This is a genomic window from Pseudomonadota bacterium (assembly GCA_010028905.1).
Classification (GTDB): domain Bacteria; phylum Vulcanimicrobiota; class Xenobia; order RGZZ01; family RGZZ01; genus RGZZ01.
This window is the reverse complement of the sequence record RGZZ01000058.1, coordinates 1-16,590: the sequence shown is the minus strand read 5'-3', so window position 1 is coordinate 16,590 and position 16,590 is coordinate 1. Positions and strand designations below refer to the sequence as shown.

At 66.9% G+C, this 16,590-nt stretch carries 11 protein-coding genes; 8 read left to right on the top strand and 3 right to left on the bottom strand.

Annotated elements, in window-relative coordinates:
* Positions 1–194: 194 nt before the first annotated feature.
* Both EB084_06565 and EB084_06560 read left to right on the top strand, forming a co-directional pair.
* Positions 195–605: an aminoacyl-tRNA hydrolase gene (locus EB084_06565; GenBank protein ID NDD27910.1), complete on the top strand. Its 411-nt coding sequence runs from the start codon at positions 195–197 to the stop codon at positions 603–605.
* 53 nt (positions 606–658) lie between these two features.
* A complete protein-coding gene (locus tag EB084_06560; protein ID NDD27909.1) occupies positions 659–1,987 on the top strand; it encodes an MFS transporter in 1,329 nt (442 codons plus the stop codon).
* Between the two features lie 39 nt (positions 1,988–2,026).
* Here the strand turns inward: EB084_06560 and EB084_06555 are convergent, their stop codons facing one another.
* Positions 2,027–3,352, bottom strand: a complete 1,326-nt coding sequence (locus EB084_06555) for a hypothetical protein (protein NDD27908.1) — start codon at positions 3,350–3,352, stop codon at positions 2,027–2,029.
* 244 nt (positions 3,353–3,596) lie between these two features.
* Between EB084_06555 and EB084_06550 the strand changes: the two genes are divergently transcribed.
* From EB084_06550 to EB084_06530, 5 genes are all read left to right on the top strand, one after another.
* Positions 3,597–4,490: a hypothetical protein gene (locus EB084_06550; GenBank protein NDD27907.1), complete on the top strand. Its 894-nt coding sequence runs from the start codon at positions 3,597–3,599 to the stop codon at positions 4,488–4,490.
* A 46-nt stretch (positions 4,491–4,536) separates the two neighbouring features.
* The gene (locus tag EB084_06545; GenBank protein NDD27906.1) at positions 4,537–6,345 is read left to right on the top strand and encodes an ABC transporter ATP-binding protein; all 1,809 of its coding nucleotides are present in this window, start codon (positions 4,537–4,539) and stop codon (positions 6,343–6,345) included.
* Between the two features lie 163 nt (positions 6,346–6,508).
* Complete coding sequence (locus EB084_06540) at positions 6,509–8,206, top strand: hypothetical protein (protein NDD27905.1); 1,698 nt, start codon at positions 6,509–6,511, stop codon at positions 8,204–8,206.
* A gap of 6 nt (positions 8,207–8,212) precedes the next feature.
* Entirely contained in the window at positions 8,213–10,711 is a 2,499-nt protein-coding gene (locus EB084_06535; protein ID NDD27904.1) for a hypothetical protein, read from the top strand.
* A 34-nt stretch (positions 10,712–10,745) separates the two neighbouring features.
* Positions 10,746–11,924, top strand: coding sequence for a hypothetical protein (locus EB084_06530; protein NDD27903.1), 1,179 nt, complete (start codon positions 10,746–10,748; stop codon positions 11,922–11,924).
* Between the two features lie 377 nt (positions 11,925–12,301).
* Here EB084_06530 and EB084_06525 read toward each other — a convergent pair whose 3' ends face one another.
* Positions 12,302–12,886, bottom strand: coding sequence for a hypothetical protein (locus tag EB084_06525; protein NDD27902.1), 585 nt, complete (start codon positions 12,884–12,886; stop codon positions 12,302–12,304).
* A 93-nt stretch (positions 12,887–12,979) separates the two neighbouring features.
* Positions 12,980–15,688 carry a hypothetical protein gene (locus EB084_06520; GenBank protein NDD27901.1) on the bottom strand — a complete coding sequence of 903 codons (2,709 nt, stop codon included), beginning with the start codon at positions 15,686–15,688 and terminating at the stop codon, positions 12,980–12,982.
* Between the two features lie 467 nt (positions 15,689–16,155).
* Here EB084_06520 and EB084_06515 point away from each other — a divergent pair.
* Positions 16,156–16,590, top strand: a 435-nt coding sequence (locus EB084_06515; protein NDD27900.1) for a hypothetical protein, incomplete at its 3' end; no start/stop codon positions are given.

The window sequence follows — 16,590 nt, the reverse complement described above, 5'->3', positions numbered from 1 at the left end:
CAGATCATGGGGGTGGGGGTCCTCCGAAATGCTCTCCCTCGGTCGACATCCTACGCCGGCGCTGAGCGCGGGGCGAGGTCCGTTTTGTTAACGTGTGTTCACGGTGAGCGCGCCGTCATCTCAGCAGTACACCGACCGCTGCGGGAAGAATCATGCCAGCGGCCAGCACTGCCTGGCACGAAGGGAGCCGCGAGATGGACGTGCGCGAGGGCATCACGATACCGGACGAGGAGCTGACCTGGACCTTTGCGCGCTCGGGCGGTCCAGGCGGCCAGAACGTCAACAAGGTGGCCTCGAAGGCGCAGCTGCGATGGAAGGCGGTGGGCTCCAGTGCCCTGCCAGAGCCCGTCATGGCGCGCCTCCTGGCACAGCAGCGCAACCGCCTCACCCTTGACGGAGAGCTGCTCATCACATCGCAGATCCATCGTGATCAGGATCGCAACCGTCAGGCCTGCGTCGACAAGCTCGCGGAGATGGTCGAGGCGGCGCTTCGTCCGCCCACGCCTCGACGTCGCACGAAGCCCACGCGCGCCTCGAAAGAGCGCCGTCTCGAGTCGAAGAAGCGGCGCTCAGAGGTGAAGGAAGGACGACGTTCGGTGGATTGACGCGCGTGCGGCTCTCATAGGAAGACGAGCGCCGCTGTGCGAAAGCGGGCGCCATGCAGACGTCGCCATCGCTCCCCCCGCATACGGCTCCGCGCACGGTGAGGGCCTGGCGCGCCCTCACCCTCGCGGGTCTGGTGCTCGGGTATGCCGGCTACTACCTCTGTCGCTCTGATCTGTCGGTGGCCGCCCCGCTCATCATTGCCGACCTGGGGGCCCAGGGCGTCGATGAGAAGGCCATCGGCACATTTGCCTCGGTTGGCGTTCTCGTTTACGCTGCTGGCAAGCTGTTCAGCGGCGTGACCTGCGACTTTCTAGGGGGGCGTCGTCCGTTTCTGGCGGCCATGCTGGCGTCGGCCGCCTGCACCTGGTGGTTCGGGGCCAGCTCCGCGTTCGGCGTGCTGCTTGCCGCGTGGTGCGCCAATCGCCTCGTTCAGTCGACCGGCTGGAGCGCGCTGGTGAAGATCTCCTCGAACTGGTATTCGTTCGAGCACTATGGTCGGGTGATGAGCGTTCTCAGTCTCAGCTGGCTCTTTGGAGACGCCGCGGGACGGTTCTTTCTCGGGCGGCTCATCGCCGCCGGTCTGGGGTGGCGCACATTGTTCGCCGTTGCCGGGGCGATTCTCGTGGCGATCTGGGGGGTCTGCCTGTTCGCCGTGAAGGAGAGCCCCGCTGAGGTTGGCGGGGAGCCGGTTCATTCGAACCCGGACAACCTGTACGGCGCAGAGGGAGACGTCGAGCGCGCCCACGATCTGCACGAGCTCGTCCTGCCCTTCCTGCGCAGCACCTCGTTCTGGGCCGCCATGGCCATGTGCTTCTGCCTCACGCTCATCCGCGAGACCTTCAATCTGTGGCTGCCGCGCTGGCTCACCCACGCCACCGGGATCTCGGCGGGCGAGGCGGCGCAGTACAGCGCGCTGTTCCCGCTCTTCGGGGGCTTCTCGGTCGTTGCGTGCGGATTCATCAGCGACCGTCTGCTGCGGGGGCGGCGCGGCCCCGTCATCTCGTTTCCCCTGCTGGGGCTGGTGGGGGTTCTCTATGTCATGGGGCTTCACGATCGCGGCCTCACGGTGGGGCAGGCCATGCTCTGCGTCGGGTTGGCCGGGGCGTGCATGATCGGCCCGTACTCGTTCCTGGGTGGGGCGATCTCCCTCGATCTCGGCGGGCGGCACGGAAGCGCCACCGCCGCGGGCCTCATCGATACCGCGGGCTACCTGGCCGGCGCCATGGCGGGGCGTGGCATCGGCGCCATCGCCGAGACCTACGGCTGGGACCGCGCCTTCACCGTGCTATCGGCCGTTGCGGTGCTCGCGGCTGTCTCGGCATTCTTCTACTGGTATCGCCACGAGGTGGTCGATCATCGGCTCCACGAATCCGGCGAGTGAGCCGCGGCTCGCGCCGGGTCTGCTCGATTCAGGGCGCGCTCAGGAGGCGGCCTGTACCGTGTAGCGCGCGGGTTCGCTGCCGACAGCCGCGATGGCGAGCACGGTGCCTGCGGCCACATTGACGCCCCCGCGCGCGTCGAGCTCGGTCACGGAGAGCCTGGGCCCGTCGAACCTGAGCGCGCGCACCGCCGCCGACCCTCCCTCGACCTCGAGCCTCGCCCCCCGCTCCGCGTCGACGCGGATGTAGGCCACGCCCGTGGGTTTAAGGCTTCCCTCGGCGTGGGCCTCTGTGCTGCTCACGACGGTCTCGGCCGGCGCGGGCACGTCGAGTGATGCGTAGTGACGGCCTGGACCAACGGCGCCACGGGCGTCGGCGTAGTTGGCCACGGCCCAGTCGCCGATGAGGCTCTGGAACGTGTCGGTGCTACCGCACTCGCGGAGCGTGGCGTCGATGGCGCCACGACCATTGCCTTCGTGGGCGGCGAGGGCCGTGATGAATCCCGCGCCATAGCGCTCGAGCATGAAGGTGCCCAGCAGGTAGGCGGCGCCGTAGTCGACATAGGTGTCGCTCTCCACGGGCGATGACGGCTTGCGCTGATGACGCGTCACGTGGCTGTGGTCGGTGTGGTAGCCGTTCACGGCCATGGCCACCTCGGCCAGGGTCTCCCCCAGCCACGATGACTGCTCCGGGGCGCGTCCGTACTGAAGGAGGTGTGACAGTTCGTGCGCCAGCACGCCCTGCATGTAGTCGCCGCTTATGGGGGCGCCGGCGGCGTTCAGGTAGATGACGTTGCGCTCGTTCGAGTGCTGCTGGTACTTCTGCCACGACTCGCTGTCCGGCATCTGATCGAAGGCGTTGAAGTAGCCGTCCATGCTCGTACCGTTGAAGGTGGCGAACGGCGTCACCAGAACGGTGACCCGTGGATCCGGGTCGATGCCGGTGGGGGGCGGGCCGAAGTAGGCGGTGTCGATGTCCACGATGCCGCGGGTGGGGTCGACGGCGCCGGAAGGGGCGTGGCGCTCAAGGCGGTCGCCCAGGGCGGCAACGTCGGCCGCGCTCACCGATTGACCGTAGGCGCTGTCATCGACCCAGATCTGGGAACGGTCGCCCAAGGCGCGCAAGGTGGCGTGAACGACCTTTGGGGCGGGGGGCATGACAGCAAAGTCCCAGGCCCAGAAGTCGCGCTGCGCGCCTTCTTGCAGCGCGGGCATCGCCGTGCTGGTGAGGAGCGGGTTGCGGGCGGCGCTCGGGCAAGACGTCGAACCCGCAGCGGGTCGGCCGCGCTCGCCGCTCGACCGCGTGAAGGTGTCACCCTGGGCTGCGTCCGGGGGGAGAGGCGTGGCTCCGCGCCCATCGCGCGGCACGGGCAGCGGACGGGGGAGGAACGCAGGGCATCCTTCACTCACATGCATACGTTCCGGAGTGTAGCGCATCTCGGGGCGGCGCAGGTTAAAACGCTGTGAACAGCCGGACATCATCGGCGGGGTGTTCGCCTGCAGGATCTGGTTGACGACAGGCGCGAACCATTCCCCGCCACGCCACGGCCTTTTCGACGCGATTCAGCGCCGCTCTCGAACAGCACTCCCAGAAAGGAAGCTGAGCCAGGGGATGTCGATTTCGAGCCTCATCCACCCGGAACCCACCGCGCCAGGCCAGACCTGGATGCGCGTGACGCCCCGGGGCATCGAGCGCCCCCAACCCTCCTGGGCAGAGACGCGTGCGGGCCTGCGAGCCAACGCCATGCGCGTGGCCCGCATCACCCGTGGCGAGCTGAAGGCCACCTACTTCGGTCGTTCGCTGGGATGGCTCTGGCTCTTGCTCGAGCCGCTGCTGATGTCGCTGGTCTACTGGTTTCTCACTGCCGTGGTGTTCGATATCGGGGGAGAGGCGGGGACCCAGCGGTTTCTCACCATCCTGGTGGAGATCGTGTTCTGGGTCTGGTTCTATCGCGCTGTCGGCAACGCGTGCGTTCTCATCACCGGGTATGCGAGCCTGCTGCGCGACACCGACCTCTCGGTGAACCTGCTGCTTGCGGTGACGCTGTGCAAGGACTTCGTGGTCATGCTCATGAACCTCGTCGTCACGATGGCGTTCCTGGTGATCTTCCGGCACATCTGGTTCGGTGCGGCCATCTTTGCCTTTCCCCTGGTGCTGCTGGCGCAGGTGCTGGTGATGGTCCCGTTCATCATGGTGCTCGCTGTTCTCGGCACGTTCGTCAAGGACCTCAACGCCATTCTCGGGCAGGTGCTCCCCCTTCTGTGGTACCTCTCGCCCGCGCTCTTTCCCACGGCCGTGGCGCAGCAGCGAATGGGGGCGTACGCCTGGGTGCTCAAGCTCAACCCCCTCTACTGGATCCTGCCGCCCTACCAGCAGATCTTCATCGAATATCGCTGTCCCGCGCTCACGCCGCTGCTCGTCGTGATCGGCGTGGCCCTGGTGCTCAACCTCGTCGGCCTGGCGCTGTTCCGGCGCGCGCGCTACTACTACTACGCATTTCTATGATACGCAATCTGCACAGGAGCCTGCGGGATGACTTCCCGCCATCAACGTGACGACACACATCGGCGAAGGCACTGAGCCCGTAGACACGACGACCGGCACGCCTCACGCGAGCGCCGTGCCCGACTCGGTCAGCGCTGCCGTGGATCTGTCCGCTCACGGGCGCTTTCACGAGGCGGCGGCCATGCTCGAGCGCCTCGGCATCGCGGTCGACACCTATGCCTCCTTGTATCGCGCCATCGGAGACTACGCCGAGTCCGACAAGGAGGCGCAGGTGCGTCTGCGTGCCGCGTTCGACAGGCTGGCCGACGCCTACGGCGCAGAGCGCGTCTACTCGACGGTCCGGCCTGGCGACGCCGAGGCCGATCTGCGGCGTGAGCTGATCGCGGGGGGCACGGGAAGATCGCTCGTCTTCTCCAACTACCTGTATCTGGAGACCCTGGGCGAGCAGCGATCCCGTCTTGCGCTCGAGCAATCGCTGCCCGAGGGCACCCTCGTGGTGCACATGCTCATCAACTTCACCTCGAACGTGGGAGACAGCATGTACCTGCTGCTGCGCGCGTCTGATGGCGAGGGCGCGCACGAGGAGGCGGTGCGCTTCTCGAATGCCAGCGTCACGCTGTGCGAGCTCGGCCGCACGCGCCTCTACACGTCGAAGACCACCACGCTCTGCACGTTCGTGTTTGCGCCACAGACCACCGAGCTCCACGTGAATGGCCGGCTCGAGGTGCGTCAGACGCTCTCCGAGCGGCGTCCTCACCTGCCACGTCTGGCCCTCGAGCTTGTGGGGCGCAACGAGGCTGACCTCTCGGCCCAGGTCTATGCCCTCGAGGTCTGGAAGGTTCCCGGGGTGTCTCTCTCGCCTGCTGATGCGCGCATCGATCTCTTTCTGCACCACGCGCGCGCCTGTGTCGAGGCGTTGGACACAGAGGCATTGCACGAGATCCTGGCGTCGGTGGAGAGCCCGGACATCCCGGGTCTCGAAGACCGCTTCGGGCCGCTTCTCGACAAGGCCCTCGGGGCGCGCCCCTTCAATTCCCAGGTGCTCGAGGGGTTGCTGCGAAGGTGCGACCCTGCGCTCTCGCAGCGCTGGCTCGACCAGAATCGCGACAAGGTTCCGACGCCCGTCGTTCGGGTGGCCGATCTCTCGGTGCAGTTCTCGACGGCGCCTCACAGAGTGCTCGCCCTCGGGCGCATCCTGCGGCGGGTGCGTGTCGAGACCTTCGACGTGCTGCGCCATATCGCGTTCGATGTCCATCAGGGCGACATCCTCGGCATCATCGGCGAGAACGGCGCGGGGAAGTCAACGCTGCTCCGCTGCATCGCCGGACTCATTCCCATCAAGACAGGCGAGATCGCGGTCTACGGCAAGCACGTGCTGCTGCGGGCCGGCGTCGGGTTCCGCGATGAGGCCACGGGTCGTGAGAACATCTACATGGCCGGTTCGTATCTTCAGCTCGATCCTCGTCAGATCGAGGCGTCGGTGCAGGAGATCATCGACTTCTCCGAGCTTCACGAGTACATCGATCGACCCTTCAAGTACTACTCAGACGGAATGAAGGCGCGTCTCATCTTCGCCCTCGCGACCAGCATCACGCCGGACATCCTCATGCTCGATGAACCTCTCGGGGCGGGAGACGCGCGCTTCCGCGACAAGGCGGCGCGCCGCATGGACGATCTCATCAAGCGCGCGCGCGCCGTCATCATCGTCACCCACGGGGTCGATTTCGTGCGTCACCACTGCACCAAGGCCCTCTACCTGATGAAGGGGCGTCAGGCCTACTACGGCGACCCGCACACGGCGGTCGCGCACTATCTCAACGATCTGCGTCTCACCGAGCAGCGGTCAGACGCCTGAACCCGCTCAGGCCAGGGCTGCGACGTGTCACGAGCGGCGTGTTCGAGCGACGTGCCGAGGCGGTTCGAGAGGTTTTCCCGGGTTGCGGCCGAATCCTGTGGCCGCCTGCCGGAGCGAGCCTCGTACAGGCCCCCACGGGGGAGAAGCGAGAAGGGTTTGAAAGGTGCTGAGCCAGATCGAGAAGACGGCCAAGACGCACGTCCGCCGTGCGGGCCTTCGCCGACGCGTCTCAGACGCAGTCAATCGCATCCACGGCCGCATGCTCGAGAAGTACGACCTGCGCCTTCCCGCGGGGCGGCATGCGCACAACCTGCTCACCACGTTCCGGCGCTTGCAGCTGACATTCATCGAGGGGTGTTTCGTGCAGGCGCTCAAGCGCAAGCGCCGCACGCGCACCCGGCCGCGTGTCAGCCTCGACGTCAGCGGGCTGGTTCGCGCATCGGCACGGCGGCGCTGGCTGCGCCTTCCCTCTGAGCTGCCGAGGCTGTCATTGGGCCTCGGCTTGCTGAGCGCGCTGGCGGGGGTGTTCGCACCCGTCAAGAAGGTCGTGCGCCGCCTGCAGCTGCGCGCCTTGAAGAAGCGCAAGGGCCGCCGCGTCCCCACGGCCCGCATCAGTCGTGTCGTCTTCGTTGACGCGGGGGAGATGAAGCGCTCGCATATCGAGGGGAAGCCCTATCTGTATCACAAGTATCTCGAGGGCCTCGTCGACTTCCAGTCGATGGAGATCCCGCGCGACACCCTCGTCGTGCTCTACGGGTCGCTTGACATCGTTGACAACACGCGTCTCGAGCACCCGCGGGTGCTGCTGCTCGACTGCTTCCGCGACCCGGGCCCGCGGCCGCACGTCGGGCCGCTCATCGAAGGCCTGATCTGGGAGGGCGGCTACGGGTCCGGCGGGCTCGAGTCGGGCTTTGCGACGGCGCTCGAGAAGAATCGAGCGCTGTTCGAGCTGCTCACCGGTCATGACCTCGATCTGGTGACGTGCGCTGACGCGATCGTCTCGCAGTTCCGTGAGCCGGTCGAGATCCATCTCGACAACTTCGACTCCACGCTGTTCGCGCTCTCTCAGTACCTGCTCGAGCACTACCCGCAGCACACCGTTGTGGGCGTTCAGCGCGTGCTAGGGCCCTATACCTTCTCGTACAACCTGAATGAGCTGGCGGGAGCGGTGAGACAGCCGCATCGCATCCTCACCTGGGGGCGCTTTCACGAGAGGCAGATCCGCAGCCTCGGATATACGTGTGAGACCGAGTCGAGCTGCATGTTCAAGCTACGGCCCTACGCGGCGTTCCGCGACCTCGATCGGGGCGCGCTGCGCCAGCGCCTGGTCCTGCCCCTCGATCTCCCCGTGGTCATGGTCTCGGTGGTGCAGAGCATTCTCGGCTTTCCGCTGGTCGATCCGCTCGAGTACGTGCGGTTCCTCGAGGCGCTGGCCGATCTGGCCAACCGCGATGCCTGCTTCGTGCTGTTCAAGCCCTGGCCCGGTCAGGATCCCCGCTCGATTCTCGATCTCGCCACACCGTACTTCAAGAAGAACTACACGCTGTTCCACAGCGCCTTCAACGAGCCGTTCCACAACGTCGAGCTTCTGCGCGCCTGCGATGTCCAGATCTCGACGGTGAGCTCGTTCATCGGAGAGGCCTGGTACTTCGGCGTGGTGCCGATCTTGATGGACACGCCAGCCTCCCGCGCCTACTTCTCGGCGGCATACACGCGGCGGTTCCGCGAGATCTGCCATCCTTCGCGCGGCGATGTGGTCGAGACGCTCGAAGCGGTTCTGGCGCTCTCGCCAGAGCAGCGCGACGCCTGGTTCGAGCGGTCGAAGCCTGCCTTTGCCGATGTCTTCGGAGAGGTGTCTTGACGGGATATGGCCGAGACGGCACACGCGCACATCGGTCTGTGCTTCGGAACCTCTCCGCTTGAAATCCAGGTGGCGCAGTGGCGGGAGCGTCCGTCGCTGTTCATCCGCTTCAATCACCGCGGAGACTGGCCCACCGTAATCGACGGGGTTCCCGTGGTGTGCATCAGCGACGTCGTTCCCCCCGCGTTGAAAGATGATGCCTATGCTTCCGCCATTCGGTGGCACGAGGCGGCGTCGCGGCTCGTTGGCGCAGACGGGAGAACGCTCAGCGCGCTCGAGTGCGGCCTGGGAATGCCGCTGTGGTGGGCGATCGACCTCTTGCTGCACGACACGGTCTGGCTGTGGATCCGCGCCATCGAGTCGGTGCATCTCGTGCTCACGCGCTATCGACCTGCCCGCGTATCGGTCTGTGGGCACGACACGGCCCTGATCTGGATGCGGGAGACGGCGCTCGCTGTGCTGCGTGGTTCAGATGGCGTCGTAGTCGATGAGGTGTCCTCGCCGACGGCGATGTCGCTCCTTGCAGGCCACCTCAACCAGGCGAGCGCAGATGAGGTTCTCGGCGCGTGGAACGCCAGGCTTGATGCCCACGCGGTCTTTCAGTGCAAGACAGGGGCGCGTGCCTCGTCTGTGTGCACGGAGCACGCCCTGCGCCTGCAAACGAGCGACTGCGCGCAATGGTACGCGCGTGACGTCGAGGCGTCTGTCAACTTCGTCGAGGTCGTGTTGCGATGGTTCAGTGGGAGTGACGAATCGGTTGCCTTCGAGCTGGGGGGGGCGGCGGCCAGCCAGATCGTGTACCTCGGCGCACAGGAGCTTCGCCTCGCCACCGGGGAGCGCGTTCGCCTGGATACCCGCCGTGAGGCGCGATACACCCTCTGGCTCGCGCAGGGGCGCTCGTTCGTCTACGTCGACGACGTGCTCCGCTTGCAAGGCAAGGTGCTGCCAGGTACGCACGCAAATGTGTGCTGGGGACACTTCGAGGCGCAGGGAGACTGTGAATCCGCGTGGTCGTCCGTGGTGTGGGGACGTCGCACGCGTGAGACGCCGCGGCCTGCGGGATTCCTCCAGAGACTGTTCGGGACGATGTCTGCGAGACAGGAGGGCAGCGCTGGTCGGTCGCTGCGCGAGGACCGCTGGGCACTGGCTCCGCTTCTCTCTGTGGCCAGTATCGAGAGTGGGGCGAGTGCAGGGGGGCATCGCCCGCCGTCGCCTCCGCAGGGGGCCATTGCCGTCATCCGCTTCGGTGACGAGCTGCGCTGGTTCGATGACGACGGCCAGCAGGTTCTGTATGATCAGCTCTCCGATGGCATTGTGGAAGCCCTCGAGCAACGGGGTCAGGCCACCGTACAGCTCACGCTCAACAGCATCAATCCACAGGTTCCAACGGCGCTGTGCGAGCGCGCCCGACTCGTCGAGCTGCGCGGCTGGCGGTCGAAGAGCGCGGCCCCCTCTGTGGTCGAGCGCATTCGAAGCGCCTGGCGCGCCTGGCGCGGAGAGCCGCACAGACCTGTTCGCTTCCCGCTTCACCGCGGCGTCAGCATCGATGCCCATCTCGAGAAGCAGGTTGAATCGGTGCTGCCCTATCTCGTCAACAAGGTGATTGACGCGGAGGCCCTCGAGGCGTTCTGCAGGGCGCATCGCCCCCGTGCCGTGGTGTTCACCCACTTCGGAACATCGCAGCGCCAGCTTGTCGAGGCTGCGCGACGAGGGGGGGCTGTCACCGTGGCGCCCGTCATAGGGTGCGACAGCCTCGAGCATCTTCTCTATGGAATTCGTGATGCGGCCAGCGGGTGTCCACGTGCGGACATCTACACGGTGTGGGGGGAGGCCGGCCAGTGCGCGCTCGAGGCGTCCGGCGCATTCGACGTGCCCCTGGCGGTTGCGGGTCGCCCGCGTCACGACCTCTTCTCCACGCGCGCGCGCAGGCCGAGCGTCAATGGCTGGCTTCAGCGGCTGGGGCTTCCACAAGAGGTGCGGCACGTCGTGGTCTTCGCCGATGTGCTCTGCAGCACCAATCACGCCACCATCCTCAGCACCGTGGCCTGCGAGGCGCTGCTACGACGCATGCTGGACGTTCTCAAGCATCGACCCGACGTGCACATCGTGTTCAAGCCCTGGGGGGGGGACAATCTCACGGAGGTTCGCACCGTCGTGGGGAAGATCGGCAGCCCGAAGCTGCACGTCATCGATCCGACATCGCTCCCGTACCACAACCTCGAGGTCTTGCAGCACGCCCTCGCCGTGGTGAGCTCGCCCACCAGCATGCTGGCCGAGTTCGCTGCCATGGGCGGCGTGCCCATTGCCCTCACCCTGCCCGAGACCGGGTACTACCACGGGAAGATCATTGAGGAGCTGTTTCGGCCGTTCTCCGAGGGGGGCGGGTTGAAAGAGGCGGAGCGCGCGGGGCTTGCTCGCGCTTTCGGCCCCTCCGACGGTTCCATCGGCGCGGGCTTCGTTGACCTCATCTTGCAGCAGATGGAGGCGGGGGCGGAACGCGGATGAGCCGGAGAGCAGCGAGATGAGGAGGGGGTAGCCGATGGCGCAGGAGTCGGGGACGCCCTACAGGGCGTGGCCTTTGAACCGATTGAACGGCACGGTGCGAAAGCGTGTCTGGCGTCACATCGTAGCGACCTGGCGCGATCTGCAGGTGCTGGCGCGTGAGTTCTGGGTCTCCATCGCGGCTTTCATCATGCTGCTGCTCGTGGGGGGATGGCTGATCTCGGCGCACTACCACGATGGTGGCGAGGTGATCTCGTTCGCCCGCGCCACCTATGTCACGTTCAACATGATCTTCTTTCAGCCCCAGCTGAAGTTCCCGGAAGGTCAGCTCGATCTGCAGGTGCTGTTCTATGCGCTGCCCCTGCTGGGTCTCATCGTCGTGGTCGAGGGCGTGGCGCGCTTCGGGCACCTGGTTGTGAACAAGAGTCTTCGCGGAGAGGAATGGCAGCGAATCGTGGCTTCGACCTACAAGGATCACATCGTGGTGTGCGGGCTCGGGCACGTCGGCGTGCGTGTCATCGAGCATCTCTATGACCTTGGACAGGATGTCGTGATCATTGCTCGAGAGAGCAGCTTCGTCGAGCGGGCGAAGCGCGCCGGGATACCGGTCATCCTGGGGGACGCCCGCGACGTGGGATTGCTCGAGGCGGCCAGTGTTGCCCGCGCGCGCAGCATCGTGGTGGCCACCGATGATGACCTCTGCAATCTCGACATCGTGCTCTCGGCGCGCGAGCTCAACCCGACCATTCGCACCGTCATCCGCTTGTTCGACACCGACCTCGGACGCAAGATGCAGCGTGCGCTGCGCATCGACATGGTCTTCTCGACCTCGAGCCTGAGCGCGCCAGCGGTCGCGCTGAGCGCCATGTCGAGGAGCGTTCTTCACTCGTTCCATGTGGCCGACACCCTGCTGAGCGTGAGCGATCTGCGCGTGCGCCAGGAATGCCCTCACGTGGGTCGCGCTATCGAGGACCTCGAACGCGCGGAGGGGGTGACCGTCGTGGTGCATCGCACCGAGGGGCAGGTTCGGGTACACCCACAGTCTTCTGACGTGGTGAACACGGGAGACGGCCTCATCGTGCTGGCCGATCTCGCCACCATCGAATCCCTGCTCACCCGAGGGTTCACGGCCCCGGATGGGGAGGCGATGCTGGGCGCCGCGCTGGGCTCGCGCGCCTCCTCGCTCTCCGCGAAGGCTGCGCGACCAACAGGTTGACGAAGGTCGACCTCGGGCGGCCCAGGGGAAGTCTACCGTGCGGTGGTGGGGAAGGAAAAGTGGCACTCACCTCGAACCGACGGCTACCGCTGAGACCGACACTGCTTCGGCAGGTTCGCGGAGGCGTGCAGCCTCACGGCTGCACCTCGTTCTCCTCGAAGAGAATCTACGTCGGGCGGCATCTTGAAGCTGAGGAAACCGATAACTGTGAACAACCGTACCCTTCTTGCGGGGCTGATGACCTTCATGCTGGCGGCCACGTCGTGCCAGCAGAACAGGGGAACCCAGACGACGGGAACGCCTTCTGCGCCGCCGAGCGCTGCCGCCAGCGCAGCGCCGTCGACCAGCGCGGCCCCCTCGGGCGCAGCCGCCAGCGGTCAGGCGTCCGATGTGACCGTTGTGAAGGTCACTTCCGGCACGGCCGTCGATGACAAGAAGAAAGAGATCTCGCAGCCGACTGCCGACTTCAAGTCGACCGACGCGGCGCTGTGCTTCATCACCGAGGTGAGTGGCGTCAAGAAGGGCGCAAAGTTCCACGCGACGCTCCAGGCCATCGAGGTGAAGACCCAGGACGGCCAGACGCTCAAGAACGTCGAGGCCACCAGCACCGATTTCGAGATGGGCGATGAGCCCGACGCCAAGGGCGTCAGCCTGGCGACCGTCAAGTTCTCGGCGCCCACAGCGGGCTGGCCGGTGGGCAAGTACGCGGTTCTGTTGAGTGTCGACGGCAAGGCGCTGAAGCCGCACGAGTTCGAGGTCAAGCCTGGTGAGGGCGGGGCGTCTGACAAGGGCGGCAAGAAGGCCGACGGCGGCGACAAGGCCGAGGGTGGCAAGAAGGCCGACGGCGGTGACAAGGCCGACGGTGGTGACAAGGCCGACGGCGGTGACAAGGCCGAGGGCGGCGACAAGGCCGACGGTGGTGACAAGGCCGACGGTGGTGACAAGGCCGAGGGCGGCGACAAGCACTGATCGCCTGAGCCCCTGACGCGACCTCGCGGAGCGGCGAGGTTCCGGCCCTGAAGCCGGAGCCTTGCCGCTTTTCTGTTCTTCTAGCGTCAGTGGCTGCTGCTCGTCGAGGTCGCGTCTCGATGCAGAATGACGCAGGCCCCTTCAGGCAGGTGAACGGCGTAGCGCCCAGGGCCCCCAGCGACGCCCTCGATGTGGCGCACGACGCGCGGGTTGGCCCGATCTTCTTCGACCAGGTCGCGGAGTCTCGACACCGACTTGCGCACTTCGAGCGCTGTCGATTCCCCCTCAGAGGGATAGCCCCAGACGAGGGGAGAGAGCTCTTCCACGGTGAGGCCGAAGCGGCCCGCGTTCACCAGTGCGAGCAGAAGTCGTGAGACGACCCGCTTGCGGAACACGGGAAGGTCGCCCTTGCCTCGGATGCGCAGCATCCGCTCGGGCTCATCGAGATAGAACGAAAAGGCTTCAGCCTGCGCGCGAAGGGTTGCGGCTTCGCTCTCCGTGAGATCGTGGGCCCCTTGATCCGTGATGGCGCGCAGGCGTCGCTGACCCGCGCGGTGGCGGCGTGTCTCGCGCCGTGCGTCGCGCCTCGCGCGCTCGCCACGCACCGAGAGCCGCGCCGATGACGGTCTCTGCTCCACGGGCTTCGCTTCGGCTTCGTCGAGCAGCCGACGGGCTTCTTCGGAGAGCGACGGCAGCTCGAGATGCGCGAGCAGCGCAAGGGCGCGCGTCGCATGGTCTCTGGCCCGGTCGAGGGCGCTGCGCTCGAGGGCGGTCTCGGCCAATCCGAGGAGGGCCTCGGCTTCGAGGCGGGGGTTGCCACGCTCGCTTGCCGCCAGTGCGGCTGTTTCGAAGTGCTCATGCGCGTCGTCGATTCGTCCGAGGGCGAGCTTGACGGTGCCGAGACGCACTTCTGTGGTGGCGGCGCCAAGCCCGTCTCCCTGGGCGCGGAACCAGCCGAGCGCGACAAAGAGAGCCTGCTGGGCGTCGTCTGCAACGCCTTCCTCGAGGGCCGCCTGACCCAGCTCGAGATAGGCGTGGGCCTGCACGTGCACGTCACCTCGGGTCTCGCCATCGCGGCGCATGGCCTCAAGTGCCTCGCGTGCCGCGCCGGTCTCGCCACGGCCGAGGTGGGCGAGGGCGAGGGCGTAGCGTGCGTACGACGCCACGCGCACGGCGCCTGCGGCGTCGGCCAGGGCCACGGTCTCGCGGGCCAGGGCGAGGGCCTCGTCGTGGCGCTCGACGAGGGCGAGGAGCGTGGCCTTGAGGCGCATGCCGTGGGGGCGGGCCGCCTCATGTCCCGGACGCGCGGAGAGCTGCAGGCTGCGATCGAGAAATGCGAAGGCCTCTGACATCTCGCCCCTGTACCCATGAATGAGTCCGAGGTAGTGCAGGCACTTGAAGAGGTTCGCTGTGGGGGGGTCGTTGTCGCAGAGGGCCAGGGCTTCGCGATAGCAGTGCAGTGCGGTGATGTAGTGACCCGTGTTGATGTGCGCGCCCCCTGTCGAGGTCAGGGCGTCGGTGAGCAGCTGGGGGTCGCTCGAGCTCTCGCAGATGCGACGCAGCAGGGCCAGTCCCTCGCCGGCGCGTCCGGTGATCGACAGTGCGTTTGCCCGCATGATGTCGACTCGAGGGGGAACGGCTGCGCCAAGACCCTCGAGGCGTTCCACATCGTCGAGCAGCGAGAGATACTGGCCACGAGAGCAGCGAGTGCCCGCCGTGTCTGCCAGCAGCTCTGCGGCAGCTTCGGGCATTCTCGCTTCCACGGCATGGTGAAAGGCCAGCGTCGCTTCGCCAGCGTCACGCAGCCGCAGGGAGAGGCGACCGTGAAGGTCACGGCGCTGGGCGTCTGTCATCTCGCCTCGCACGTGCTCGGCGAGAATCGGGTGCAGCCGCACGTGCGCGCGTGACTCGCGCTCCACCAGGAAGCGCTGCTCCAGTGACGCGAGCGCGGCACCGGTCAGGGGGTCGCCGACCACCGCGCTCACCACATCCACCCGGATCGCGGCGCGGGCCGTGGCCACCGCCTCGAGCACCGCGCGTTCGCAGCTGTCGAGCTCGCCAAGCACGGTGCCGAGCAGCCAGGGGCGCAGCTCGGCTGTCGTTTCTCTGGCCAGCCCCTTGGCGTCGAGAGAGCGTGTTACCACAACGCTGGCCAGCATGCGAAGCATGAACGGGTGCCCGCCCACCTCGGAGACGAGCTGTGACACGGTTGTCTCATCGAGCAGCGGTGAGCCACCGTGCAGCGCGAGCAGGTCGCCCACGAGCTGGGTCGACGCGCGCGGGTCGAGTGCGTCTAGCTTCAGCTGGCACACATCCACGGTTTCGACGGAGGGCAGTGGCAGCTCGCGACGCGATGTCATGAGCACGTGTGCCTCGAGATAGTCTTGAACCAGGCGCACGAAGTCAGCCAGCTCAGCGTCCGGCAGCAGGTGCACGTCGTCGACGATGAGCAGGGCGTCGCGGTCGTTCAACCGGCCCACAAGGCTCAGCATGCGTGCCTTCGGGTCGACCGCCGACGCCCCCGCGCCTGTTTCGCCTGCGTCGTCGGCCGTCTCGACGGCGGCGGCCACGTCTTCGAACGAGCCTCCCTCGAGGCAGCGCACGAAGAAGACGGGGCGGCCGGGGGCGGCTCCTCGCACCTGCTGCGCGAATCGAAGCGCAAGCGCCGTCTTGCCGATGCCGGCCAGGCCCTTCACGAAGATGAGGTGGCGGCGGGGATGGAATGCCAGCAGGCGCTCGAGCTCGTCGTCGCGTCCGAGAAAGGTCTCTGGCGGCCTGGGCAGCATCGGCTTCACGATCTCCGGCTCTTATCCGGGCGACGTCCGCCCTCCTCCCCCATCTCGCTTCTGCACGGTGCGATGGCCGATGCTCGGGGGGGCATCTGGTACGGGTCCGGTACTCGCCTGTCACGGGAGGTTCGTCTACGCTCAGAGCGAGCATCGCGTGGTCATCGCCCGCGCGGAGCACACGAGTGAGAGGACACCGTCGAATGCAGACAGGCCCCATGCCGCGCGTCTCGTCCCCCAACGTGCCGGTTGCGACCGCCGCCCCCCGGTCGGGGGGGGGCGCAGGCCTCCCGCAGATGCCCCCTGCCCACGGGCAGGAGCGCATCATCGTCACGGTGCCCGACGCCGAGCGGCGCGAAGCGCTCAAGGCTGCGCTGCTCGAGGCTGATCCCCAGGCTCGGTTGGTTCGCGATCTACCGCTCGTCGACGCGTTCGCCATTGAGGCGGGAACCCAGACGGCGGCGCGTCTGCGTCACATGTCGGCCCTCGGCGAGGGGGTGGCGGTGCACGCCGATGCCCGCATCCACGTGCCTGAGAGCCCGGGGCCGCAGACCCCACCTCCCGCCGGGATGTACAGTGCGCGCGGCACACTCGGCGTCGAGAAGATGTGGAGCGAGGGGTTCACCGGCCGCGGCGTCGGCATCGCGCTCATCGACACCGGGATCGCCCCGCACAAGGACCTGCGCGATCGCATCATCGGCTTCGAGAACATCGAGCCCGGCAGCGACGCGCCGCACGACGATATCGGTCACGGCACGCATGTGGCGAGCATCGCGGCGGGGGGCGGGGTCGAGAACGGGCGCTTCAAGGGGTGCGCGCCGGGCGTCGACATCGTGGCGGCGAAGAAGTCGTCCGGGTATACCGTGTATTCCGGCACGTCGATGGCGAGCCCCACGGTGGCTGGCTGCGCT

Excerpts from the sequence above, each read along its gene's own strand:
- EB084_06530 (NDD27903.1), top strand. The coding sequence starts at position 10,746 with ATGGCGCAGGAGTCGGGGACGCCCTACAGGGCGTGGCCTTTGAACCGA.
- EB084_06535 (NDD27904.1), top strand. The coding sequence starts at position 8,213 with ATGGCCGAGACGGCACACGCGCACATCGGTCTGTGCTTCGGAACCTCT.
- EB084_06565 (NDD27910.1), top strand. The coding sequence starts at position 195 with ATGGACGTGCGCGAGGGCATCACGATACCGGACGAGGAGCTGACCTGG.
- EB084_06550 (NDD27907.1), top strand. The coding sequence starts at position 3,597 with ATGTCGATTTCGAGCCTCATCCACCCGGAACCCACCGCGCCAGGCCAG.
- EB084_06560 (NDD27909.1), top strand. The coding sequence starts at position 659 with ATGCAGACGTCGCCATCGCTCCCCCCGCATACGGCTCCGCGCACGGTG.